This window comes from Microbacterium bandirmense, from assembly GCF_037204185.1.
Lineage (GTDB): Bacteria > Actinomycetota > Actinomycetes > Actinomycetales > Microbacteriaceae > Microbacterium > Microbacterium bandirmense.
Genome location: NZ_JBBDGM010000019.1, coordinates 25,302 through 49,270, shown reverse-complemented (window position 1 = coordinate 49,270; position 23,969 = coordinate 25,302). Strand labels below are relative to the sequence as shown.

Genomic DNA, 23,969 nt, shown 5'->3' with positions numbered 1-23,969 from the left:
GTCAGGGCCTCCGCTCGTGGGGTGTGGTTCCGGACGCCAGGCCGGCACGCAGCTCGGCGGCGGCTTCAGCGGCGGCGCCGACGAGCGACGCCTCGCGGCCGAATGCCGAGGGTTCGAATCTCAGCACCAGGAGGTTCTCGTACATCTGGGCTGCCTCCAGGATCGCGGCGACCATCACGGGGTGCGCGGCCAGACCACCGAGCACGAACACACCTGGGTCGATGACGAGGGTCAGCGTGCCCGCGACTACCGTGATGCGGCGTGCGATCTCACGGACGACGCCGTGCGCGGCCTCGTCTCCGCGGCCCGCCTCTTCGAGGTGTGCGAGCAGCGACAGGTCGGGGTCCAGGCCGGCATCCCGCGCCAGATCGGAGGTGACCACGTCACCGACGACCGGCGCCCCCAGCGGGAGTGGCGTCTGCGGCACGTACTGCACCTCACCGGCCACGCCGGAGGCCCCGCGATGCAGGACGCCGTCGAGCACCAGGCCCGCTCCCAGCCCTGAGTCGAGCTGCAGCAGCGCGAAGCTGGTGTGATCGGCACCCAGCGGACCACCGAGTTCGGCGAGCGCCGCGAGGTTCACATCGTTCTCGAGACGCACCGGGCATCCGAGTCGCTCGGCCAGCGCCGCACGGAAGACGCCCCCGTCGGGACCGGTGTCATCGCGGATCGCGCCGTCCCTGGTGACGATCCCGGGCATGCCGACGACGGCCGTGTGCACCGGCGCGACCCCGGCCGTGCACTCCTCGATCAGTGCCGAGACGACGTCGACGCGGTCGTATGCGACCGACAGCGGGGCATGCGCCTCGGCGCGCACCACCCCTCCCGCGTCGACCAGCGCGACGTGCGCATCATGGTGCTCGATGTGCACGGCGGCCGCGAAACCCAGCCGCGGGTTCAATGCCACCCGTGCGGTCGCCGATCCTCGCGTCTCGCGATCGGCCACGGTCACCGCCCGGCTGTCGAGTTGTCGCAGCGCATTGCTCACCGAAGTCCTCGGAAGCTCGGTGTCGCGGATGAGCTCGGCCCGGGTGCGGGGACCTCGTAGCGCCAGTACATCGAGGATCGCCCTCGCGTTCGCGGCGCGCGCAGTGATCTGCGCGCGGGCCGGGGGTCTCGCCACGTGCATCCTCGCCTTCGTCGGCGTTCAGTATCCCACGAGGCGCTCGGCGGTCGAGAGACAGACGGGCCGGGGAAATGTGTTCCCCGGCCCGTATCAGGCGATCAGCATTGCATCAGGTGGATTCCGACTGAAATTCGCCTGTTCTCGGGCCGACGACCTGATCTCGGCAGACGGGCGGCGCAGCGCGGCTCAGCGCACCGGGTCGAGCAGCGGGATCTCGTAGCGGTGCGGGGTGCCGAAGCGGTGCGCGGTGACCGAGACGGCCTGCTCGCGCAGGAACGTCAGCAGCTCCACGCGGCCGGCCGCGACGACCGGGTTCGCGTAGATCGCCAGGCTCGGCGAGCCGTCGACGGCGGATGCTGTCGCACCGGCATCCGCTCCGACGATGCGCACCCGCCCACCGGACGCGGCCAGGCGGCGTGCGTGCACGGCCCAGGCCTCGGCATCCTCGGTGACGACGACGACGTCATGCGCACCCAGCCAGGTGACCACAGGGGTCGGCAGTGCGGATGCCGTGCTCACCGTGACGCGGGAGCCGGCGCGCACACCGGCAGCGGCCACGCGGATCAGCTCGGCGACGCGGTGGCCCTCGAAGCGGATCGCGGCGGGGATCGCCTGATAGCGCAGCGCGTTGTGCTCGGTGACCAGGCCGGTGGCGTCGCGCACGATGCCGAACTCGTCCGCCCAGGCGTCGATGTCGGTGGCGATCGCGCCGCGCAGCCACGCAGCGTCGTCACCGTCGACCAGCTTCACGGCCGACAGACCCAGCTCATCCAGCGGACGGGTGGTCGAGACAGGGGCATCCGACCACTCCGACAGGCCGACGAGGTAGTTCGGGCCACCGGCCTTGGAGCCTGCGCCGACGGCGGCCTTCTTCCAGCCGCCGAACGGCTGGCGCTGCACGATCGCTCCGGTGGTGCCGCGGTTGACGTACACGTTGCCGGCTTCGATGCGCGAGAGCCACAGCTGGATCTCCGCCTCGTCGAGCGAGTGCAGGCCCGAGGTGAGGCCGTACTCGATGGCGTTGACGATGTCGATGGCCTCGTCGAGGGTCTCGGCGGTCATCACGCCGAGCACCGGTCCGAAGTACTCGACCAGGTGGAACTCGCTGCCGGGCTTCACGCCCTCGCGGATGCCAGGACGCCACAGCTGACCGTCGGTGTCGAGCTTCTTCGGCTCGAGCATCCACGACTGCCCGGGGTGCAGCTCGGTCAGGGCGCCGAGCAGCTTGCCCTCGGCCGGTCCGATCAGCGGACCGATACGGGTGGAGCCGACGCTCGGGTCGCCGACCTCGTAGGCGCTGACGGCGTCGAGCAGCTGGCGGCGGAAGCGCTCGGACTTCGCGACCGAGCCGACGAGCACCACGAGGGATGCCGCCGAGCACTTCTGTCCGGCGTGGCCGAACGCCGAGTACACGGCGTCCTTGGCGGCGAGGTCGAGGTCGGCGGACGGCGTGACGATCAGCGCGTTCTTGCCGCTGGTCTCGGCCAGCAGCGGCAGGTCCTGACGGAAGCCGCGGAACAGCTCGGCGGTCTCGAAGCCGCCGGTGAGGATGACGCGGCCGACGGCCGGGTCGCTGACCAGCTGGGTGCCGAGCTCGCGGCCGTCGAGCTGCACGTACTGCAGCACGTCGCGCGGCACGCCGGCCTCCCACAGCGCCTCGATCATGACAGCCCCCGAGCGGCGGGCCTGACGGGCGGGCTTGATGATCACCGGCGAGCCGGTCGCGAGCGCCGACAGGGTCGAGCCGGCGGGGATCGCGACGGGGAAGTTCCACGGCGGGGTGACCACGGTGAGGCCGACCGGCTGCATGGTCGCGCCGTCGACGCCCTGGAGCTTCTTCGCGCTCTCGGCGTAGTAGTGCGCGAAATCGATCGCCTCGGAGACCTCGGGATCGCCCTGCTCGACGACCTTGCCGGCCTCGGATCCCATCACCTCGAGCAGGTCGGCGCGACGCGCCTCGAGGATGTCGCCGGCGCGGTGCAGGATCTCGGCACGACCGGCAGCGCCCAGCGCACGCCAGGCCTCACCGGCCGCGACGGCGGTCGCGATGCGCTCGTCGACCTGCTCGGCGGTGCTGAGCGTATTGGCCGCGACGGTGTCATCGCCGAGGGTCGAGCTCTGCATGCGGGCGCGGATGCCGTCGGCCCAGGCGCGGTTCGCGGCCAGCGACGGGTCGGTGTCGGGGGTGTTGAGGAAGCCGTCACGGGGCGCCGCCTCGGCGGGGGCCGAGCGGTCCTGGGTGCGGTTCGGGCCCGGCACCTCGGTGGGGATCGTGGCGATGGATGCCAGGAAGCGCTGCTTCTCACGCTCGAACAGCTTCGGGTCGGAGTCGAGGTCGAAGACCGCCGACATGAAGTTCTCGTGGCTCGCGCCCTCTTCGAGACGGCGGATCAGGTAGGCGATCGCGACGTCGAACTCGTCGGGGTGCACGACCGGCGTGTACAGCAGCAGCGAGCCGACGGTGCGCTTGATGACCTCGGCCTGCGCCGACGCCATGCCCAGCAGCATCTCGAATTCGATGCCGGGGGTGGCGCCGCGCTTCTCGGCGAGCAGCCAGGCGAGGGCGATGTCGAAGAGGTTGTGCCCGGCGACGCCGATGCGCACGTTCTTGACGCGCTCCGCGGTGAGCGAGTAGTCGAGCACGGCCTTGTACGAGGCATCCGACTCCTGCTTGGACGACCAGGTCGCCAGCTCCCAGCCGTGGGCTTCGGCGTCGACGGTCTCCATGGGCAGGTTCGCGCCCTTGACGACGCGCACCTTGATCGGCGCGCCGCCGGCGGCGACGCGGGTGGCCGCCCACTCCTGCAGACGGATCATCGCGCCGAGGGCATCAGGCAGGTAGGCCTGCAGCACGATGCCGGCTTCGACGTTCGTGAACTCGGGACGATCGAGGATGCCCGTGAAGACCGCGATGGTGAGATCGAGGTCCTTGTACTCCTCCATGTCGAGGTTGATGAAGGTGCCGTTCTTCTTGGCGACCTCGTACAGGGGGCGCAGCGCCTCGATGGCATCGGTCACGGCCTCGTCGAACGCCCACGGGCTGTGCGGGGCGACGGTGGACGACACCTTGATCGAGACGTAGTCGACGTCGTCGCGCTCGAGCAGGCGACGCGTGCCGGCGAGGCGACGCTTCGCCTCCTCCTTGCCGAGGATGGCCTCGCCGAGCAGGTTGACGTTCAGGCGCACGTTCTCCGCCGACCGGATGCGGCGGATGGCCGACTTCAGCTGGGCATCACGGGCGTCGACGATCAGGTGGCGCACCATGCCGCGCAGCACGCGCCGGCTGATCGGCACGACGATGCCCGGCAGGATCGGCGCGAATGCGCCACCGAGCGCGATCGCCCCGCGCAGCGGTGCCGGCAGGAACTTTGGGGTGAGCGGCACGAGCTCGCGCAGCTTGCGCGCGGCGACCTTGGTATCCTCGGGGCGCACGACCCCATCGACGAAGCCGACGGTGAAGTCGAGGCCGTTCTCATCGCGCAGCACGCCCGCGAGACGCTGCGCGGCAGCATCCACGGGCACTTCGCGGCTTTCGATCAGCCACTGGCGCACAAGCGCGACGGCATCGTCGGCGAGCGCGGCCAGCTCGGCGTGGGTGTCGGAGGCGGGAAGCACGGGGGTGGTCATGCTCTCAGGATGCGACCTGCGACTCATAAAGAAAAGCGATCATTAACGATGGTTACCATTCGAAGTCATCGATGCTTCGGCGAGCGGGAAGCTTCCACGTCATCCGGGCGTTACGAGCCACTATGACGGACTACGGCCACGAGCTCCTCTTCGGAACCTTCATCACTCCCACCAACCAGGTTCCGCAGCACGCGGTGCAGTTGGCACAGGCGTCCGAAGCGGCCGGTCTCGACCTCGCGACCTTCCAGGACCACCCCTACCAGCCGGGCTTTCTCGACACCTGGACACTGTTGAGCTACGTGGCCGCGCAGACGAGCAGCATCCGACTCTCGGGCAATGTCATCAACCTTCCGCTGCGCGGTCCCGCGGTGCTCGCGCGCGCCGCAGCGAGTCTCGATCTGCTCAGTGGCGGACGCATCGAGCTCGGGCTCGGCGCCGGCGGGTTCTGGGACCCGATCGTCGCGATGGGCGGCGATCGGCTCGCTCCGGGCGAGTCGGTGACGGCGCTCGAGGAGGGCATAGACATCATCCGCGGCATCTGGGATGCCGGGAACCCCGAGCGCCTGGTGGTCGACGGCAAGCACCATCAGGTCGTCGGCGCCAAGCGCGGACCGGCGCCGGCGCACGACATCGAGATCTGGCTGGGTGCGCTCAAACCGCGGATGCTGCGCCTGATCGGCCGCAAGGCGGACGGCTGGCTGCCCTCGCTCGGCTATATGAAGGGCCTCGACCAGCTCACCGACTCGAACGCGCGGATCGACGATGCCGCCGTGGGTGCCGGACGCGACCCGCGGGATATCCGTCGGCTGGTCAACGTCAATGGGCGCTTCGCCGCCGAGCCGAGCCAGCAGCTGCTGGTGGGCCCGCCCGCACAGTGGGCCGAGCAGCTGGCCGTGCTCGCGCTGGAGTACGGCATGAGCACGTTCATCCTCGCCGGAGACGACCCGAACGCGATCGCGCTGTTCGGGCAGGAGGTCGCTCCGGCCACCCGTGCGTTGGTTACCGCCGAGCGCGGCGCCTGAGCTCGCCGACACCCCCAGTACTCGCCCACACCCCTGCGTATCGGCGCCCGCACCTGGGGGTGTCGACGAGAGGTGGGGGTGTCGGCGAGGGGAAGTGAGGGCGAACGTCAGGCCCCGGGCGCCTCGAGCGCTCGCAGCCTCGGTGCGAGATCCCGCTCGAAGAGGGTCATGAAGCGCTCCTGATCATCGCCGGGGGCATGGAAGACGAGGTGGTTGAAGCCCCAGTCGACGTAGTCCTTCACCTGCGCGACCACCTGGTCGGGGTCCGTGCCGACGATCCACCGCTTGGCGACCTCCTCGATCGGCAGCGCATCGGCGGCCTGCTCCATCTCGATCGGGTCGGTGATGTCGTGCTTCTGCTCTTTGCTCAGCGACAGCGGCGCCCAGAACTTCGTGTTCTGCAGCGCAGCATCCGCCGTCTCCTCGTACGAGATCTTGATCTCGATCATCCGATCGATCTGCGAGAACTCCCGCCCCGACGCCGCAAGGCCCTCCTTCACCGCCGGCACCAGCTTGTCCTCATACAGCTCACGGCCCTTGCCCGAGGTGCAGATGAACCCATCCCCCGCACGCCCGGCGTACTTCGCCACCAGCGGACCGCCCGCCGCGATGTACACCGGCACACCGCCATCGGGCACGTCATAGATCGATGCGTCGTGCGTGGAGTAGTAGTCGCCCTCGAACGAGACGCGGTCGCCCTTCCACAGCGCCCGCATGAGGCGCACCGCCTCCCGCAACCGGGCGAACCGCTCACGAAACTCCGGCCACTCCTGCTCCCCCGCACCGCGGAACCCCGTCGCGATCTCATTCAGCGCCTCACCCGTGCCGACGCCGAGGAACACCCGGTCGGGGTTCAGCACCCCCAGCGTCGCGAACGCCTGCGCGATCACCGCCGGGTTGTACCGGAACGTCGGCGTCATCACACTCGTCCCGATCAGGATCCGCGACGTCCGCTCCCCCACGGCCGCCGCCCACGCGATCGAGAACGGCGCGTGCCCACCCGTGAACCGCCACGGCTGGAAGTGATCGCTCACCGCGACCGACTCGAACCCATGGCCCTCCGCCGCGACAGCGATCTCCACCAGCTCCCGTGGACCGAACTGCTCCGCAGACGCCTTGTAACCCAGCTTCAGCATCAGATCTCCTCCTCATCGGTGCGTGCCTGTGCGCGACCGACCTCGATACCCATCCGGTACGCTTCGTCGGCCCCGAGCCGGAACATGTCCTTGGCCGCATCGCGCACGATGCTCGCCGCCCCCGGCAGCTCCAACCTGCCCACGATGCGGCCCATTCCGCGGACGACGGCGACCGGGCATCCGCTGAGCTTGCCCTTGACGAGGTCGCCGGCAGCGGCGAGCTCATCGGCGATGCACGGCAGCGTCACGACCAGCGGGCGACCCGCACTGTCGACCTCGCCGCTGAGCCGATCGAACACGTGCACGCCCGCCGCGCCGATCGCGATGTCGGTCTGACCGTCCCGCCACGGACGGCCCAGGGTGTCGCTGACGATCACGCCGATCTCGGCGCCGGTCGCGGCGCGCAGTGCGCGGGCCAGGTGGCGCGCACTGGCATCCGGATCCAGCGGCAGCAGCAGCACCGTGCCGAATGCCGTGTTCGAGGCATCCACCCCGGCAGCCGCACCCACGATGCCGAGCCGGTTCTGCACGATCCGCGTCATGCCGCCGTCCGCGCGGGGACGCGTCGCGACGACGCGCACGGTCTCGGCGGTGATCGCGGCCTCGCGATCTTCGGCCTGCACGATGCGCCCCTCGGCCTTGGAGACGATCTTCGAGGTGACCACCAGCACGTCGCCGTCCTCGAGCGGGGTCTCGTCGAGTGCGGCGAGGATCAGCGCGGCGAGATCGTCGCCCGACTGCACCTCGGGGATGCCCGGCAGCGCCCAGACGGAGATCATGCGCCCACCTCGGGGGCGATCGTCTGCGCATAGGCCTCGAGCCAAGCATCCTGAGCGCGACCCACGTTGTGCACGTGCGCGGTGTCGAAGCCGAGGGCGGCGAGTGAGCGCAGGTGCGCCGCGTGCACGGCGGGATCGGCGCTCACCGGGATACGCGCGCGGATGTCATCAGCGGTGACCGCACGGGCGAGCTGCACCACGTCGAAGGGCGAGCGGATGTCACCACGCGGGAAGCGCAGGCCGGCCATCGGCCAGTCGGTCAGGGCGTTCTCGAGCGCCTGATCATCGGTCGGCGCCCACGACAGCTGGACGTGCGCGGTGGTGCGGCCGGGCCTGTGACCGCCCTCGCGGGCACCATCGCGGAAGGCGCGCAGCAGGGCCTGCAGCCGCTCGCGCGGAGCGGTCTGGACGACGATGCCGAAGCCCTCGCGTCCGGCACGGCGTGCAGTCATCGGCCCGCCGGCCCACACCTGCACCCCGGGCGGGCGGGGCGGCATCGTCCACAGCCGCGAGGTCTCCAGCCGGTGGTGCGCACCGGCGTGCCGCACATCGTTGCCTTTCGCCGAGCCGCTGAACAGCTTGCGGATGATCTCGGCCGACTCGAACAGGCGCGCGGCCCGCTCGTGCGCCTCGGGCCAGTATCCGCCGACGACGTGCTCGTCGATCGCGTCGCCGGCCGAGAGCAGCAGGCGATGCCGGTCGGGGTTCTCATCGGTCGCGCAGAGCGCGGCGAGCGTGGCCGAGGCCTGGGCGACGGAAGCCGGATGCTGCCGATACCCCGGCACCGCCGACACCGTCACCGCGCCCGTCGTCCGCTGGCCGACGGCACCCGCGATCGCCCACACGAACGAGGCGTTGCCCTGCTGGGGCAGCCACGGCTGGAACCTGTCGGCGAGCACCGTTCCCGCGAAGCCGGCCTCGTCGGCGAGGGCCGCCAGACGGACGGCATCCGATGGTTCGAGCCGCTCCAGCGCCGCGACGAAATGCACCTCCACGTGCTGCCCTCCTCTTCGGATCCGATCTCCGCTCACGCTACCGCGCTGCCGTGCGACCGCGCTGCCGTGCTACGGCGCGACGCGGCGGTGCGAGGCGAACGCCTCGGCGAGCGCGGCGCGCACCAGGGTGACGCTCTCGGATGCCCGTGCCGCCGTGCGCACCGCGGTGAACACCTCGCGCACCGGCGTGCCGGGAAGCTGCGCCAGGCTCATGCCGCTGGGCTCGTCGCCCCAGATCAGGTCCGGCAGCATCCCGACCGCGTGTCCGGCGGTGATCAGCCGGATGTGCGCGGTGAGATCGGATGCCTCGAACCGCACGTCCGGCTCGAACCCGGCCGCACGGCACTGCTGCACGGCCCACTGACGGGCCGCCGTGCCCGCGTGCTCCATCACCCAGGCGCGGTCGTGCAGCGACGCCAGCGGCGCGGGCTGCTCGTCGGGTGAGAGCACGATGCGGATCGGATCCTCGCCGAGAAGACGGTGCTCGACGCCGGGATGCACCTCGCGCGTATGGCCCGGGTACTGCTCGGCGATCACCAGGTCGAAGCGCCGGGCCGACAGCTCGAACAGGCTCTCCTCGGGCGGGAGCTCATCGAGCTCCACCCGCAGCTGCGGTACGCGCTCCGCGAGCAGCGTGAGGGCTGCGGGCACGATCGTCTCGGCCGCGGTCGGCATGGCCGCCAGCCGCACCGGCTCGAGAGCGCCCGGAGCGGCGAGCGCGGCTCGCGCGGCCTCGTCGAGCTCGAGCGCACGGGCTGCGTGCTCTGCCAGCATCCGCCCCTCCGGCGTCAGCCGCACCCGGCGCCCGTCGGGCTCGAGCAGGGCGACGCCCGCCTCGCGCTCCAGCAGTGCGAGCTGCTGCGACACCGTCGACGGGCTGTACGACAGCGACGCCGCCACCCCGGCGATGGTGCCGCGCAGCGACAGCTCATGCAGCAGGCGCAGACGTCGCAGCTCGAACACGAGCCCAGCCTAGTTCGGCGGGGTCACCTGCCCCATCCCGGAACGGATGCAGGTCATCTGAACACTTGCAGGGCGACACACCGACGAATCACGGCACAAGCGTTCAAACTCCCTGCATTCGTTCCCGGGTCGCGACGCTCAGAGCGCGCGGACCTCGGCGTGCGGCATCCGCTCCCGCATCACCCGCACCGCCTCGGGATTGTCGTCGACGAGCACGGCGTCGCGGCCGAGCGCGGATGCCACGGCGCCCGTCGTGCCCGAGCCGGCGAACAGGTCGAGCACTCTGTCGCCGGGACGGCTGGATGCCTGCACGATGCGACGCAGAACGCCCTCGGGCTTCTGCGTCGGGTACCCGGTCTTCTCGCGGCCGGTCGTCGGCACGATCGTGTGCCACCAGACGTCGGTCGGCAGCTTGCCGCGCGCGGCCTTCTCGGGCGTGACGAGCCCCGGCGCCATGTACGGCTCGCGGTCGATCGCCTCGGAGTTGAACACGTGCCCGCCGGGCGTCTTCACGTACACCAGGATCGTGTCGTGCTTGGTGGGCCACCGACTGCGCGATTTGGCGCCGTAGTCGTACGCCCAGATCAGCTCGTTCAGGAAGCAGTCCCGGCCGAAGACCGCATCGAGCATGACCTTCGCGTAGTGCGCCTCGCGGTAGTCGAGATGCAGGTAGAGCGTGCCGTCGTGGGCGAGCAGCCGCCAGGCCTCTTCCAGCCGCGGCATGAGGAAGTCGCCATAGTCGTCGAAGCGGTCGTCGTAGGTGCTGAGCACGCCACGCACCCGCTCGTACGTGTGTCCGTGGAATCCGCGGCGGATCTCCGGACCGGGTTCCGGTTCGGCATCCGGTGCAGAACTCCGGAGATCTGTGGCCGAATCGCCCGAAACGGGGAGTTCGAGGGCTGGATCGGCAGGTTTCTCCGGAGTTTCGGACAGCCGGCGGGTGGTGAGCACCTGCCGCTCCCGAGCGCGTCCGGTGTTGAAGGGCGGGTCGAGGTAGATCAGGGTGAAGGAACCGGATGCCAGTGTCGCCGCGGCCGCGAGGTTGTCGCCCTCGATGATCGTGACGCGTCCTTCGTCTCGCTGCGCGGGCTGAGGAGCCGGAAGGGGCTGGCTCACGGAACGCGGTGCAGCCATGCCTCGGTGGCGAACTTCGAGTCCACCAACGCCTCGGCCTCCGCATACTCGTCGTCGGTGATCGCGCCGTCTTCGGCGCCGGTGAGCGAGCGGAAGGTGTCCTTGAACCGCTCGATGATCTCGGCGCGCTCCATGCCGGTCTGCGTGCGCAGCGGGTCCACGCGCTTGGCGGCGGAGGTGGTGCCCTTGTCGCTGAGCTTCTCGCGGCCGATGCGCAGCACCTCGGTCATCGTCTGCCCGTCGATGTCGTACGAGATGGTCGCGTGGTGCAGCACTCCGCCGTTGGCGAGGCGCTTCTGCGCGGCGCCGCCGATCTTGCCGGTGGGCGAGGCGATGTCGTTGAGCGGCTGGTAGGTGGCGTCGATGCCGATCGAGCGCAGGGCCTGCAGCACCCAGTCGTCGAGGAAGGCGTACGAGTCGGCGAAGGTCATGCCCTGCACGAGGGATGCCGGCACGTACAGCGAGTAGGTGATGATCTGCCCGGCGGCCATCATCATCGCGCCGCCGCCCGAGATGCGGCGCACGACGTCGAAGCCGTGCTTCGCCGCCCCCTCGGGGTCGACCTCGTTGCGGTACGACTGGAACGAGCCGATCACGACGGCCGACTCATCCCACTCCCAGATGCGCAGGGTGGGACGGCGCCGCCCCTCGCCGACGCGGGCGGTGAGCACCTCGTCGAGCGCCAGGTTCAGTCGCGGCGAGACGGCCTTCTCGTGCACGATCTCCCAGTCGAAGTCGCGCCAGCCGGGAGCGGTCACGAGCGCCCGGCGCACGACCGTGCCGACCGCGTCGGGCGAGAAGCCGAGCAGCTGGGCGCCCTCGGGCAGTGCCGCGCGCACGGCCGCAGCGATCGTGGTCGCGTCGGTCTCGACGGGCATCCCCTCGACGGCGGCGTTGATCGCCTCGAGCGCCGTGTCGGGCTCGAGGAAGAAGTCGCCCGCGAGCCGGAAGTCGCGAATCAGCCCGTCTCGCACCTCGAGGTCGACGACGACGAGCTTTCCACCGGGAACCTTGTACTCACCATGCACGTGACCAGCTTAAGCCGCGCAGGCGAGACGGCTCCCGCATCCTCGCCCCCGCTGAGCGGTCCCGCCCCCGTTGGTTCACGCAATTGAGTAGGGGCGGCGGCGACAAGCAGGGGCGGCGACGACAGTGCCCGAGCCGCGCGCCTCAGGTCCGCGCAGGGATGCGGGCGTCCAGCCACGCCAGTAGGTCGGAGCGCACGGCGTCGGCCTGCAGCTCGTGGAAGAGCTCGTGCCGGGCATCCGGGTACACGAGCGTCGTCACGTCGGTGAGCCCCGAGCGGTTGCGGTAGGCGTCGGCGAGCTTGTGCACGCTGCGCGGGCCGCCGACCGGGTCGTCGCGACCGACCATGAGGAGCACCGGCACACTGTGCCCGCCCTTCGCGCTCAGGTCCTTCGCGGGCCGTCCGTAGAGCTTCGCCGCCTCGATCGGCCCGAACAGCTTCAGCAGCGGAACCTCTGTGGTCAGGGGGTCGTCACGGAACGCCTGCCAGACGGCCGGGTCGCGCGTGAGCCACTCGAGTCCGTGCGCGTCGGGTCCTTTCCAGCGCGCGTTCAGCGGAGCCGCGTTGAGGTGCGCAGGAGTCAGGTACGCCGACCCGGTGAGCACGACGGCGTCGTAGGCCTCGGGATGCCGATTGAGCAGCTTCTGCGACAGGAACGATCCCCACGAATGGCCGATCAGCACCAGCGGAAGGTCGGGACGCTCGGCACGGATGAGCTCAGTGAGCTGCCAGCAGGCCTCCACGGCCGCGTGCAGACCGCCGCGCCCCAGTCGACCGAGCTTGTCCGGTCCGCCGTGCTGCCTTATGCCCGTGCGCCCGTGTCCGCGGTGGTCGTCGGCGTAGACGTGGAAGCCGTCCCGAGTGAGCGTTTCGATGACGGCTCCGTACCGGCCGGCGTGCTCGCCGACCCCGTGCAGCAGCTGCACCACGCCGCGCGGTACGCCCTCGGCCTCGTACACGTCGTACACGATCGAGATCCCGTAGGCGTCGACGAACTCCGCTGTTCTCATGGCGACCATGGCCCGAGTCTACGAGGGTCGGCAGCCGTGCGTGGTCAGGCCGATATCGGAGCCAGCGCCGCCACGACGGCGAGCGCGGCGTCGCGGTCGGTGACCTCGTAGCCGCCGACGCCATCGCTGGCGGAGCCCATGCGCACTGTGCCGCGGGAGACGACGGAGCGCTTGGCCGAGAAGTGCACCGCATCGACGCCGGTGGCGGCGATGGCGGCGACGTCGGATGCTGTGATGCCGCTGCCGGCCATGACATCGATGTCGCCGGCGGCCTCGGCCACGAGCGCGCGCAGCACGTCGAGTCCGTCGATCGCGCGCGAGGCGCCGCCCGAGGTGAGCACCCGGCCGATGCCGAGATCCCGAGCGATCCGCAGCGAAGCGACGGGGTCGGGGGTGGTGTCCATCACGCGGTGCAGGGTGACCGGGGCGCCGGCGGCAGCATCCACCAGCCGGGCGAGACCGTCTCGGTTCAGCGTGCCGTCCGCGTCCTGGCATCCGACGACCACCCCATGCGCACCGGCGGCGAGCGCAAGGCGCACGTCGCGCACCATCAGCGCGATCTCGTCGTCGTCGTAGTGGAAGTCGCCCGCACGTGAGCGCACCAGCGCGTGAACCTGCGGCCCCGACTCCCCCGCCGCTTCGCGGGTGAGTTCGATCGTCGCCTGCGAGGGCGTGAGTCCGCCCAGTGAGAGGGCCTGCGTCAGCTCGACGCGCGCCGCGCCCGCCTCTCGCGCGATGCGCATTCCTGCGGGGTCCTGGACGGCGAGCTCGAGCGCAAGGGGCATGAAAACGATTTTCAGGACGTTCGCCTCTGCCGTCAAGATGTGGGCTTTATTTTCATCCGCCGTCACCCCATCAGCGAAAAGCTTAGTTAGACTATCTAAGTAATGACCGAAGATCTCCTCGCCACTGCTTCCGAGCTCCGCTACGCCGTCTTCCGGCTGACCCGACGCCTGCGCGGCATCCGCGCGGTCGACACGCTGAGCGACGCGCAGCTCGCCGCGCTGGGCGCACTGCGCGTGCACGGCCGGCGAACCCTCTCCCGCCTCGCCGAGCACGAGCGCGTCACGGCACCGACCATGACCGCCACGGTCAACGGCCTCGCCGAACTGGGTCTCGTGGTGCGCATCCCCGACGAGGACGATCGCCGCCGGGTGCACGTCGAGATCACTCCGCAGGGCGAGAACGTCGTCGCCGAGACCATCCGCGGCCGCGAGGAGCGGCTGGCCGACATGATGACCGAGGCCGACCTCGATGCGCACGAGCTGTCGGTGCTGCGCGAGGCCGCCGCGCTGCTGAAGCGGATGGCCGACGCATGATCCCCACGCCCTCTCACCGCGCCGCTGGCGCGTCGCGCCGAGCCTCGGGGCGCGTGGCCCCTGCCCAGCAGGAGAGGTCGGCCGACGCATGAGCGCCATGTTCCGGTCGTTCCGCAACTTCAACTACCGCACCTGGTTCCTCGGCGGCATCATCTCGAATGTCGGCGGCTGGATGCAGGCGACCGCCCAGGACTGGGTGGTGCTCACCGAGCTCACCGACAACGACGCCACCGCCATGGGCGTCACGATGGCACTGCAGTTCGGCCCGCCGCTGCTTCTCGTCAGCCTCACCGGGTGGGTCGCCGACCGGTTCGATCGCCGCAGGGTGCTGCTCGTCACCCAGAGCGTGCTGATGATGCTGGCTCTGGGCGTGGCCGCCCTGCTGCTGACCGGCGTCATGACCCTGCCGCTGATGTTCTGCTTCGCGGCCGCCTTCGGCGTCGCCAACGCCTTCGACGCCCCTGCCCGGCAGGCCTTCGTCTCCGACATGGTCAGTCTCGAGGAGATGTCGAATGCGGTCGCCCTCAACTCGGCGTCCTTCAACATGGCGCGCCTGGTGGGACCGGCCGTCGGCGGTTTCCTGATCGTGCTGATCGGCACGGGCTGGGTGTTCGTCGCCAACGCCGTGACCTTCCTGGCGATGATCGTCGCACTGCTGCTGATGCGGATGCACGAACTCAGGTCCCGGCCGAAGGACCGCAGCACCGGAGGGCTCGCCGAGGGGTTCCGCTACGTGTGGGGACGCCCCGATCTCGTCGTGGTGTTCGTCATGGTGTTCCTGATCGGCGCCTTCGGCATGAACTTCCCGATCTTCGCGTCGACGATGGCGCTGGAGTTCGGCAAGGACGCTGACGGCTACGGCCTGCTCAGTTCGGTGCTCGCGATCGGCTCGCTCGCCGGCGCGCTGCTGGCCGCCCGGCGCGACCGCGCGCGCGTGCGGGTGCTCGTGCTCGCCGCGGGCGGGTTCGGGGTGGCATCCGTCGTCTCCGCGTCGATGCCCACGTACGTGACCTATGCGATCGTGCTGGTGTTCGTGGGCTTCTCGACCGTCTCGATGCTCACCACCGCGAACGGGTACGTGCAGACGACGACCGATCCCGCGCTGCGCGGCCGGGTCCTCGCGCTGTACATGGCCGTGATCATGGGCTCGACCCCGATCGGCGCCCCGATCGCCGGATGGATCGTCGACGCGTTCTCGGCGCGCACCGCGATCGTGGTCGGCGGCATCGCCGGCATCGTCGCGTTCGGGATCGGAGCCGCGTGGATGCTGTGGTCGGGTCGACTGCACCGCAGCGAGGGCGCCCGGTTCCGGCTCACGCTCGACGAGACCCGTCCGGTCTCGGTGGTGCGGGCGATGGATCCGGAGGCCTTCGACGAGAAGGTCGCCGCGACCTCGCCGATCCGCCTGCCGGGGACCGGCAAGAGCGGACGCTGATCGGTGCGCCGGCATCCGCGGTCGCTGATCCTGGCGCTCGGCGCCCTGACGGCGTTCGGCCCCATCTCGCTCGACGTCTACCTGCCGTCGCTGCCGCAGCTGGGCGCCGATCTCGGGGCATCCGAGTCGCTCACTCAGTTCACGATGAGCGCCTGCATGATCGGGCTCGCCTTCGGGCAGCTACTGTGGGGGCCGATCAGCGACCGGTACGGACGTCGGATGCCGCTGATCCTGGCGATCGCGGGCTTCGCGATCACATCTGTGCTGTGCGCGGTCGCCCCGACGATCGAAGTGCTCATCGGCGTCCGCATCGTGCAGGGACTCTGCGGTGCGGCCGGCATGGTGATCGCCCGCGCGGTGGTGCACGACCTGTTCTCGGGGGCCGAGGCCGTGGCCGCCTACTCGACCCTCGCGGCCGTGATGGGCGCCGCCCCCGTGCTCGCACCGCTCGTCGGCGGCGCGGTGGCGACGTTCTCGGACTGGCGGGGCGTCTTCATCACCCTCGCGGTGATCGGGCTGCTGCTGCTCGCCGTCGCGGTGTTCGGCGTGCCCGAGACGCTCGAGGCACAGGAGCGCACGACCGGCGGCATCGGCAACGACTTCGGGGGGATCGGCGCCGCGCTGTCGAACGGGTCGTTCATGCTCACGGCGGTGACCCTCGGCCTCGCGTCGGTGGCCCTGTTCTCATACCTGCAGATGTCGCCGTTCGTGCTGCAGCAGCAATACGGGTTGAGTGCGCAGGGCTTCGCCCTGGTGTTCGCGGTGAACTCGATCGGCATCATGGCCGCTGCCAACCTCAACCGGCGACTCGCACGACGGACACCCGGCCGGGTGGTGCTGCGCTGGTCGCTGTCGCTCGCGACCGCCGCATCGGTCGCAGTGCTGCTAGCGGGGATGCTGGAATCGCCGCTGCCCTGGCTGCTGGCGCCCCTGTTCGTGGCCATGTCGACGCACGGGATCAACAATCCCTCACTGACCGCGATCGGGCTGGGACGCATCACCCGCGGCGCTGGCTCCGCCTCGGCCGTGCTCGGCACGTTCTCGATGCTGCTGGGCGCGCTGGTGCCGCCGCTGGTGTCGATGTTCGGGGTCTCGGCCACGGTGCTCGGCGCCACCATGGTGGGGGCGTTCGCCGTCTCCCTGGTGCTGCTGCTGATCGGGTCAGCGCGCGGGCATGGCGGGCCGAGCGCTTCGCGAACAGGGCGCGCGCCGGGCGGGCGAGGCTCGTAGCCTGGAAGCATGACCCGTCACGGCAGGGAGGCCGTCGCGTCGAACGCGACCGCGGCGGTGTCCGGTGTGGCCGCCGCGTTGCTGGGAGCCGGCGCCGGAGAGCTCGTCGCAGCCTTGATGGCGCCGTCGTCGAGCCCGTTCGCCGTGATCGGCGGCGCGCTGATCGACATCGCGCCCACCTGGGCGAAGGACACTGCGATCGCCTGGTTCGGCACCGCCGACAAGCAGGCCCTGCTGATCGGCATCGGCATCGTCCTGCTGGCGCTCGCGGCGCTTGCCGGCATCGCCGAGGCGCGTCGGGGGTACACCGGGGTCGTCGTCTTCGCGGTGCTGGGTGCAGGCGTCGGAATCCTCTCCCTCACCCGGCCCGGGGCCGGGCTGCTGTCGTGGCTGCCCTCGGTGCTCGCCGGTGCCCTCGCCGCGCTCACCCTGCGCACGCTGCTGAACATCGCCAAGACATCGGATGCTGTCGCACCGGGCATCGTCGACGACGACACCGCTGCGGCGACCGCGCCGTCACGGCGGCGCTTCCTCGCGTGGGCCGCCGGCAGCGCCGCCATCGGCGTCGCGATGGCCGTGGGCGGATCGCTGGCCCGCGCCGGATCCACCGCGGTGACGATCGTGCGCGAGGCCATCCGACTGCCGCGACCCGCTCAATCGGCGCCGGCGATCCCCGCCGGTGCCGCGCTCGACGTGCCGGGGCTCACCCCGCTGATCACCCCGAACCGGGACTTCTACCGCATCGACACGGCACTGATCGTGCCGACCGTCGACCCCAGCCAATGGCGGCTCCGGGTGCACGGCATGGTGGCCGAAGAAGTGGAGTTGACCTGGGACGAGCTGCTCGCCCTGCCGCTGATCGAGACGACCGTCACGCTCTCGTGCGTATCGAACCCGGTCGGCGGCGGACTCGTCGGCAACGCAGTGTGGCTCGGCTACCCGATCCGCGAGCTGCTGGCCAGGGCACAGCCCGATCCCGACGCCGACATGGTGCTGTCGACCTCGGTCGACGGCTTCACCGCGGGAACCCCGCTCGAGGCGCTGACCGACGACCGCGATGCCCTGCTGGCCATCGGCATGAACGGCGAGCCGCTGCCCTTCGCGCACGGCTTCCCGGTGCGGATGGTCGTGCCCGGACTGTACGGCTACGTGTCGGCGACCAAGTGGGTGACCGATCTCGAGGTCACGCGATTCGATCAGGCCCGCGCGTACTGGACCGATCGCGGCTGGTCGGCGCGCGGACCGATCAAGCTGCAGTCGCGCATCGACGTGCCCCGCTCCGGCGCACGCGTCGCCGCAGGCGACGCCGTGATCGCGGGGGTCGCGTGGCAGCCGCGCACGGCGATCACGGGCGTCGAGGTGCAGGTCGACGGCGGGCCGTGGCAGCGTGCCGAGCTCGCCTCCGCGATCTCCGATGACACATGGGTGCAATGGCGGATGCCCTGGCGCGCCGACCCCGGAGAACACGTGCTGCGCTGCCGGGCCATCGATGCGGACGGCAACGCCCAGACCGGGGCATCCGCCGCTCCTGCGCCGGACGGCGCGACCGGGTGGCACGAGGTCACGGTCACGGTCGACTGACTCGCTGCACGCTATTCACAAATTCATGAATTGGGTGTATCTTCCGCTGCATGGACACCATCATCCGCACGCAGGGGCTGACCAAGACCTACGGTCGCGTGCGCGCCCTCGCCGGGCTCGATCTCGAAGTGCGGTCCGGTCAGGTGCACGGCTTCCTCGGGCCGAACGGCGCCGGCAAGTCCACCGCCATCCGCGTGCTGCTCGGCCTCGCCCGCCGCTCGGGCGGCGAGGCGACCGTCTTCGGTGCGGACCCCTGGTACGACGCCGCCCGCCTGCACCGCCGCATCGCCTATGTGCCCGGCGATGTCAGCGTGTGGCCGAATCTGTCGGGTGGCGAGGTCATCGACCTGCTCGCCCGCCTGCGCGGCGCACGCACCCATGATCCGGCATATCGCGCCGAGAAGCTGCGGCTTCTCGAGGCATTCCAACTCGATCCGCAGAAGCGAGGGCGCTCCTACTCGAAGGGCAACCGGCAGAAGGTCGCTCTCGTCGCCGCCCTGGCCGTTCCCGCAGAGCTCTACATCCTCGATGAGCCCACCAGCGGACTCGACCCGCTGATGGAGGTGATGTTCCGTCGCGAGATCACCCGCGTGCGCGCAGCCGGTGCGACCGTGCTGCTCTCGAGTCACATCATGAGCGAGGTCGAGCAGCTCTGCGACCGCGTCTCGATCATCCGCGAGGGCCGCATCGTCGAGAGCGGCACTCTGGCCGATCTGCGGCATCTCACCCGCACCGAGATCTCGTTCGACGCGACCTCCGCAGACGCACTGGCGGGCATCCCCGATGCCCACGACGGCATCGTGCACGAGGGACGCGCCCGCTTCACGGTCGACAGCGACCACGTGGCCGCGGTGCTGCCCGAGCTCGCCCGGCGCGCCGTCGACGGCCTGCGGATCGAGCCGCCCTCGCTGGAGGAGCTGTTCCTGCGGCATTACGGCGACGATCTCGCCGCGCTCGAGAACGGATCGGATGCCGACGGGGACGCCGCCGTCAGCGGCCCCGCGACCCGACGCGAGCGACGACGCCAGGAGGACCGGCGATGACCAGCGCGGCCGCCGTCCCCACAGCGGCGCGACCCCGCGTGCTCATGCCACTGCTGCGGCTGCTGATCCGTCGCGATCGCGTGCAGGTGCCGCTGTGGATCCTCGGCACAGCGGCGATGGCGGCAGCGGCGGTCGGCGGCGTCGCCGAATCGTTCGGCACCGAGTCCGACCGCGTGGCCGTGCTCGCCACCGTGATGGCCAATCCTGTGATCCTGCTGTTCCGCGGGCTGCCGTCCGGCGCGGGCGAGGCCCAGGTGGCGCTGTTCCTGATCCTGCCGTTCCTGGCGATGCTCGCCGGTTTCATGAGCACGTTCCTGGCCGTTCGGCACACCCGCGCAGAGGAGGAGCCGGGCAGGGGCGAGCTCGTCGCGGCCACACCCGCAGCCCGGGTCGCGCCGCTGAGCGCCACGGTCGTGCACGGCGTGATCGCGAACCTCGCGATCCTCGTGCTCGTCACTCTCGTGTACATCGGCGCCGGCTACCCGGCGGCCGGCTCCTGGGTGGCCGGACTGGCCACCGCATCCGTTGGTCTGTGCTTCCTCGGCATCGGACTGCTCGCGGCGCAGCTGATGCGCACCTCGCGCGGAGCGAACTCGCTCGCGGTGTGGGTGCTCGTCGCCACGTACGTCGTGGCGGGTCTGGGCAACGCCCTCGGCACGCCGAGCGACGATCTGACCCGCATGGAGAGCAGCTGGCCGGCATGGCTGTCACCGTTCGGATGGGCGGGCAACACCCGTCCGTACGCGGACGACGCCGTCTGGCCCGCAGTGCTGGGAATCGTCGTCGGCGCCGTCCTGACGGCGGTGGCGTTCGCCGTGCAGTCGGTGCGCGACGTCGGCGAGGGCGTCGTGCCGCAGCGGCACGGCCGCACCTGGGCCGCAGCATCACTGGGCTCGCCTGTCGGCCTGGTATGGAGACTGGCCCGCGGGTCGGCGCTGGGCTGGGCGATCGGCGGGCTGATCTCAGGTCTGCTGGCCGTGGGCCTCGCGTCGGCCGTGAACGAGCTCGGCACCAGGATCGACTCGGTGCAGCAGGTCTTCGAGGCCCTGTCGAAGCAGGGCGGTCTCGAGGAGGGGATGGTGGTGACCTTCTACCTGATGATCGGTGTGCTGGCCGCATGCGCGGCCGTGCAGACGGTGTGCCGTGCGCGCCAGGAGGAAGCGCACGGCACGGCTGAACCGGTGCTGGCTACGGCGGTCGACCGCGTGCGCTGGCTTGCCGCGCACATCGTGGTCGCGCTGCTCGCTGTGGTGATCGTGATCGCCGCTGCGCTCGCGGGATCGGCGCTGGGATCCTTCGGCGGCGATGCATCGCTGCTGAAGCACGCCGCCGTGGCCGGAATCGGGCAGGCGGTCGCCGCATGCGTGTTCCTCGCCGTCACCGCGCTGGTGTTCGTGCTTGTTCCCCGGGCGACGATCGTGGTCGGGTGGATGCTGGTGCTCATCGCCCTCACGGTCGGACTGTTCGGACCGCTGTTCTCCATGCCGGACTGGCTGACGGGCCTCTCGCCGTTCGCGCAGGCGCCCACGCTGGGCGACGGCGCGATCGACGTCGACGGCGGCTGGTGGATGCTGTCCGCCGCGGCCGCCGGCATCCTGGCATCCCTCGTGCTGATGCGCCGTCGCGAACTGCACCCGACCGCCTGAGAGGATGACAGGATGACGCACCCCGACGGCCCGCGCCGCGCGCCCGACGCGGAACCGCCGCCGAACGCCGCGCATCTCGGCGTGGACGCGGCCGAGAGCGCGGCCGCCGCCATGTCGGCCGTGGGGTTCCCCCGCATGCCGGCGCGGGTGATGATGGCGCTCATCGCCGCACCCGCCGACGGGTACACGGCCGGCGAACTGGGCGAGCGACTGGGCGTCAGCGCCGCCGCGGTGTCGGGAGCGGTGCGCTATCTGCAGACCGTGCACGTGATCCGCCGCATCACCCGACCCGACCACCGTCTCGCCCGCTATGAGATCGTCTCGGACGCCTGGTACACGGTGATGGCCGGCAATTCCCCACTGTACGACCGGCTGGCCGATCTGATCGACGGCATCGGGGCCGCACACGCCGACGACCACGCGGCGAGGGAGCGCGCGGATGAGATGGCGGAGTTCTTCCGCTTCATGTCACGGCGCATGCCGCAGCTGGTCGACGAGTGGGAGACCCTGCGCGCCGGGCGACGCATGCCTGGCTGAGCCCGCAGCCGGGCGCCTGTCAAGGGCGTTCGGCCCGGTGCGCACTCCGGGTACCGTGCCGGACATGAGCGAGAGACAGCACGACGCCCGGGATGACGCAGCCGGGGATGACGCAGCGGGCACCGCACAGTTCCCCCACGTGCCGGGGCAGGACCCGCGCGGCAGCGGAATGCCGCGCGAGCGCGGCATGCACCCCGCCGAGAACGCGGAGGAAGCGGCCGACGATGCAGCCCAATCCGCCCGGGAGACCGGCGACTCTCCGCCGGACGCAGGCGATGCGCCGCTCGGGGGCACGGAGATCACCGAAGACGAGTTGACCGCCGACACCGCCCTCGAGAGGGATGCCCTGAAGTCCCTCGACCCGGACGACACCCCCGCCTGAGCCTGGCGACGGTGAGGGCGCGCTGCCGCTCGCACGTTCGGGCGACTCGCGGGCCCGCTCTGTCGCCCGGCGGCTCATCTGGCTACGTTGGGGGCATGAGCGGACACGACGCAGTTCCGACCACCGACTCCGGCAAGCGTGAACCGCAGGTGCTGCGCTGGGTCTTCTGGCCCGCGGCAGCGATCATCATCGCCTTCGTCGCGTTCACCCTGCTGTTCCCGCAGGTCGCCGAGGCGGCCTTCCAGGCCGTCCAGACGACGATCGTCAACGCGTTCAACTGGTACTACGTGCTGATCGCCGCGTTCTTCGTGGCGTTCTCGCTGTTCCTCGGGTTCAGTCGCTTCGGCGACATCAAGCTGGGTCGCGACGATGAGGAACCCGAATTCTCGCTGATGAGCTGGTTCTCGCTGCTGTTCGCAGCGGGCATGGGCATCGGCCTCGTGTTCTACGGCGTCAGCGAGCCGCTCAGCCACTTCGCGAACCCGCGGCCCGGTGTCACCGGCACGCCGGAGCAGCTCGCTCAGGCCGCACTCGGACAGACATACCTGCACTGGGGCGTGCACGCCTGGTCGATCTACGTGGTCATCGGTCTGGCTCTCGCCTACGCGATCCATCGACGTCGACGCCCGGTCTCGATCCGATGGACGCTCGAGCCGCTGCTCGGCAAGCGCGTCGAGGGCGGCTGGGGCCACACGATCGACGTGATCGCCCTGGTCGGCACCCTCTTCGGCGTCGCGACGTCTCTGGGCCTCGGCGTGCTGCAGATGAGCGCGGGACTGCATTCCGCGGGATTCGCCGACCCCGACGAGACGACCCAGGTGATCCTGATCCTCGTGATCTCGGTGTTCGTGCTGATGTCCGTGCTCTCCGGCGTCACCAAGGGCATGAAGTGGCTGTCGAACATCAACCTCGTGCTCGCCGGGATCCTGGTGCTGTACCTGCTGGCGGTGGGTCCGACCGAGTTCCTGCTACGCGACTTCGTGCAGTCGATCGGCTACTACATCCAGAACTTCGTCGGCCTGTCGTTCAACGTCAGCGCCTTTCAGGGCGAGGCCGGCGAGCAGTGGCAGGCCGGCTGGACCTCGTTCTACTGGGGCTGGTGGATCTCGTGGGCGCCGTTCGTCGGCATCTTCATCGCACGGGTCTCGAAGGGCCGCACCGTGCGCGAGTTCGTGATCGGCGTCATCCTGGTGCCCACGCTGCTGGGCATCCTCTGGTTCGCCGTGCTCGGCGGATCGGCGCTGTCGATGGAGCTCGCGAACCCGGGAACTCTCACCGGACCGAACGGCGAGGTCGATCTGCAGGGCGCGCTGTTCGCGATGCTCGCGAATGTGCCCGGCTCGGCGATCGTGAGCGTGGGGGCGATCCTGCTGCTGGCGATCTTCTTCATCACCTCGGCCGACTCCGGAGCCCTGGTGATGGGCATGATCGCCACGGGCGGCAAGCCCGAGCCGAAGCGCTGGATCCGCACCTTCTTCGTGGCGGCGACCGCACTGCTGGCGATCGCGCTGCTGCTGGCCGGCGGCCTGACCGCTCTGCAGACCGCGGCGATCACGATCGCCCTGCCGTTCAGCGTGGTGATGCTGCTGATCTGCTGGTCGACCGTCGTCGCGTTCACTCGCGAACGTCGCGCCTACGCGAAGGCCGAGCGTGCGGCATTCATCGACCGGATCGGCGAGTACTACGGCCTCGAGGTCGAAGCCCACGACGAGTCCGGGGTGCTGGGCTCGCAGCCACGCTGGATGCGCCGCCTCCAGCGGCGGTTCGGCCTGCCGGTCGCGCCGACCGACCCGATCCGCATCAGCCCCGCGGCGCTCTCGATCGAGAGCCACGTCGACGCCTCGCCGTCGACGCTCGACATCGACGACCTGGTCGACGAGGACGATCTGAGGGGCCTCGACGACCCCGACGTGCAGGAGCAGGACGCGGGCCCGTTCCTCAAGGACTGAGCGCCGACGTCATGCACTGAGCCCGGGT

20 protein-coding genes are annotated in these 23,969 nt (G+C 70.5%); 10 read left to right on the top strand and 10 right to left on the bottom strand.

Going from position 1 to position 23,969, the window contains the following annotated elements:
• Position 1: 1 nt before the first annotated feature.
• Entirely contained in the window at positions 2-1,123 is a 1,122-nt protein-coding gene (locus WDU99_RS16265; RefSeq protein WP_337333516.1) for an ROK family protein, read from the bottom strand.
• A gap of 189 nt (positions 1,124-1,312) precedes the next feature.
• Positions 1,313-4,753, bottom strand: a complete 3,441-nt coding sequence (locus WDU99_RS16260; protein ID WP_337333515.1) for a bifunctional proline dehydrogenase/L-glutamate gamma-semialdehyde dehydrogenase — start codon at positions 4,751-4,753, stop codon at positions 1,313-1,315.
• A gap of 122 nt (positions 4,754-4,875) precedes the next feature.
• Here WDU99_RS16260 and WDU99_RS16255 point away from each other — a divergent pair, with 122 nt between their 5' ends.
• Positions 4,876-5,775, top strand: coding sequence for an LLM class flavin-dependent oxidoreductase (locus WDU99_RS16255; RefSeq protein ID WP_337333514.1), 900 nt, complete (start codon positions 4,876-4,878; stop codon positions 5,773-5,775).
• Between the two features lie 107 nt (positions 5,776-5,882).
• On the opposite strand, the gene fgd is transcribed toward WDU99_RS16255, so the two are convergent.
• The 8 genes from fgd to WDU99_RS16215 all read right to left on the bottom strand — a co-directional run bounded on the left by fgd (position 5,883) and on the right by WDU99_RS16215 (position 13,604).
• Positions 5,883-6,911 carry a glucose-6-phosphate dehydrogenase (coenzyme-F420) gene (gene fgd, locus WDU99_RS16250; protein WP_337333513.1) on the bottom strand — a complete coding sequence of 343 codons (1,029 nt, stop codon included), beginning with the start codon at positions 6,909-6,911 and terminating at the stop codon, positions 5,883-5,885.
• A complete protein-coding gene (cofE, locus tag WDU99_RS16245) occupies positions 6,911-7,690 on the bottom strand; it encodes a coenzyme F420-0:L-glutamate ligase (protein ID WP_337333512.1) in 780 nt (259 codons plus the stop codon). Before cofE ends, fgd begins: the two co-directional genes overlap by 1 nt.
• Positions 7,687-8,685: an LLM class flavin-dependent oxidoreductase gene (locus WDU99_RS16240; protein WP_337333511.1), complete on the bottom strand. Its 999-nt coding sequence runs from the start codon at positions 8,683-8,685 to the stop codon at positions 7,687-7,689. Before WDU99_RS16240 ends, cofE begins: the two co-directional genes overlap by 4 nt.
• Before the next feature lie 69 nt (positions 8,686-8,754).
• Complete coding sequence (locus tag WDU99_RS16235; RefSeq protein WP_337333510.1) at positions 8,755-9,648, bottom strand: LysR family transcriptional regulator; 894 nt, start codon at positions 9,646-9,648, stop codon at positions 8,755-8,757.
• Positions 9,649-9,786: 138 nt separating this feature from the next.
• On the bottom strand, positions 9,787-10,782 hold the full coding sequence (locus WDU99_RS16230) for a DNA-methyltransferase (RefSeq protein ID WP_337333509.1): 996 nt from the start codon (positions 10,780-10,782) through the stop codon (positions 9,787-9,789).
• Positions 10,761-11,810, bottom strand: a complete 1,050-nt coding sequence (locus WDU99_RS16225; RefSeq protein WP_337333508.1) for a lipoate-protein ligase LplAB — start codon at positions 11,808-11,810, stop codon at positions 10,761-10,763. The genes WDU99_RS16230 and WDU99_RS16225 overlap by 22 nt, the downstream gene beginning before the upstream one ends.
• Positions 11,811-11,952: 142 nt before the next feature.
• Complete coding sequence (locus tag WDU99_RS16220) at positions 11,953-12,819, bottom strand: alpha/beta fold hydrolase (RefSeq protein WP_420064023.1); 867 nt, start codon at positions 12,817-12,819, stop codon at positions 11,953-11,955.
• A gap of 44 nt (positions 12,820-12,863) precedes the next feature.
• A complete protein-coding gene (locus WDU99_RS16215; RefSeq protein ID WP_337333506.1) occupies positions 12,864-13,604 on the bottom strand; it encodes a copper homeostasis protein CutC in 741 nt (246 codons plus the stop codon).
• Between the two features lie 102 nt (positions 13,605-13,706).
• Between WDU99_RS16215 and WDU99_RS16210 the strand changes: the two genes are divergently transcribed.
• From WDU99_RS16210 to WDU99_RS16170, 9 genes are all read left to right on the top strand, one after another.
• Entirely contained in the window at positions 13,707-14,138 is a 432-nt protein-coding gene (locus tag WDU99_RS16210; RefSeq protein WP_337333505.1) for a MarR family winged helix-turn-helix transcriptional regulator, read from the top strand.
• A gap of 97 nt (positions 14,139-14,235) precedes the next feature.
• The gene (locus WDU99_RS16205) at positions 14,236-15,573 is read left to right on the top strand and encodes an MFS transporter (RefSeq protein WP_337333524.1); all 1,338 of its coding nucleotides are present in this window, start codon (positions 14,236-14,238) and stop codon (positions 15,571-15,573) included.
• Positions 15,574-15,576: 3 nt separating this feature from the next.
• Entirely contained in the window at positions 15,577-16,803 is a 1,227-nt protein-coding gene (locus WDU99_RS16200) for a multidrug effflux MFS transporter (protein ID WP_337333504.1), read from the top strand.
• A 9-nt stretch (positions 16,804-16,812) separates the two neighbouring features.
• Positions 16,813-18,384 (top strand): molybdopterin-dependent oxidoreductase, encoded by a 1,572-nt coding sequence (locus WDU99_RS16195; protein WP_337333503.1) that lies wholly within the window; start codon positions 16,813-16,815, stop codon positions 18,382-18,384.
• Between the two features lie 50 nt (positions 18,385-18,434).
• A complete protein-coding gene (locus WDU99_RS16190; protein WP_337333502.1) occupies positions 18,435-19,427 on the top strand; it encodes an ABC transporter ATP-binding protein in 993 nt (330 codons plus the stop codon).
• Positions 19,424-21,073, top strand: a complete 1,650-nt coding sequence (locus tag WDU99_RS16185; RefSeq protein WP_337333501.1) for an ABC transporter permease — start codon at positions 19,424-19,426, stop codon at positions 21,071-21,073. The genes WDU99_RS16190 and WDU99_RS16185 overlap by 4 nt, the downstream gene beginning before the upstream one ends.
• Before the next feature lie 12 nt (positions 21,074-21,085).
• The gene (locus WDU99_RS16180; RefSeq protein WP_337333500.1) at positions 21,086-21,610 is read left to right on the top strand and encodes a GbsR/MarR family transcriptional regulator; all 525 of its coding nucleotides are present in this window, start codon (positions 21,086-21,088) and stop codon (positions 21,608-21,610) included.
• A gap of 64 nt (positions 21,611-21,674) precedes the next feature.
• A complete protein-coding gene (locus WDU99_RS16175; protein ID WP_337333499.1) occupies positions 21,675-21,992 on the top strand; it encodes a hypothetical protein in 318 nt (105 codons plus the stop codon).
• 95 nt (positions 21,993-22,087) lie between these two features.
• Complete coding sequence (locus WDU99_RS16170) at positions 22,088-23,941, top strand: BCCT family transporter (RefSeq protein ID WP_337333498.1); 1,854 nt, start codon at positions 22,088-22,090, stop codon at positions 23,939-23,941.
• The last annotated feature ends 28 nt before the right edge of the window (positions 23,942-23,969 follow it).

Bases quoted from the DNA above. Each gene is read 5' to 3' on its own strand.
- WDU99_RS16195 (WP_337333503.1), top strand. From the start codon at position 16,813: ATGACCCGTCACGGCAGGGAGGCCGTCGCGTCGAACGCGACCGCGGCG.
- WDU99_RS16215 (WP_337333506.1), bottom strand. From the start codon at position 13,604: ATGCCCCTTGCGCTCGAGCTCGCCGTCCAGGACCCCGCAGGAATGCGC.
- WDU99_RS16180 (WP_337333500.1), top strand. From the start codon at position 21,086: ATGACGCACCCCGACGGCCCGCGCCGCGCGCCCGACGCGGAACCGCCG.
- fgd (WP_337333513.1), bottom strand. From the start codon at position 6,911: ATGCTGAAGCTGGGTTACAAGGCGTCTGCGGAGCAGTTCGGTCCACGG.
- WDU99_RS16255 (WP_337333514.1), top strand. From the start codon at position 4,876: ATGACGGACTACGGCCACGAGCTCCTCTTCGGAACCTTCATCACTCCC.
- WDU99_RS16220 (WP_420064023.1), bottom strand. From the start codon at position 12,819: ATGAGAACAGCGGAGTTCGTCGACGCCTACGGGATCTCGATCGTGTAC.
- WDU99_RS16185 (WP_337333501.1), top strand. From the start codon at position 19,424: ATGACCAGCGCGGCCGCCGTCCCCACAGCGGCGCGACCCCGCGTGCTC.
- WDU99_RS16260 (WP_337333515.1), bottom strand. From the start codon at position 4,753: ATGACCACCCCCGTGCTTCCCGCCTCCGACACCCACGCCGAGCTGGCC.
- WDU99_RS16230 (WP_337333509.1), bottom strand. From the start codon at position 10,782: ATGGCTGCACCGCGTTCCGTGAGCCAGCCCCTTCCGGCTCCTCAGCCC.
- WDU99_RS16190 (WP_337333502.1), top strand. From the start codon at position 18,435: ATGGACACCATCATCCGCACGCAGGGGCTGACCAAGACCTACGGTCGC.
- WDU99_RS16175 (WP_337333499.1), top strand. From the start codon at position 21,675: ATGAGCGAGAGACAGCACGACGCCCGGGATGACGCAGCCGGGGATGAC.
- cofE (WP_337333512.1), bottom strand. From the start codon at position 7,690: ATGATCTCCGTCTGGGCGCTGCCGGGCATCCCCGAGGTGCAGTCGGGC.
- WDU99_RS16210 (WP_337333505.1), top strand. From the start codon at position 13,707: ATGACCGAAGATCTCCTCGCCACTGCTTCCGAGCTCCGCTACGCCGTC.
- WDU99_RS16170 (WP_337333498.1), top strand. From the start codon at position 22,088: ATGAGCGGACACGACGCAGTTCCGACCACCGACTCCGGCAAGCGTGAA.
- WDU99_RS16205 (WP_337333524.1), top strand. From the start codon at position 14,236: ATGTTCCGGTCGTTCCGCAACTTCAACTACCGCACCTGGTTCCTCGGC.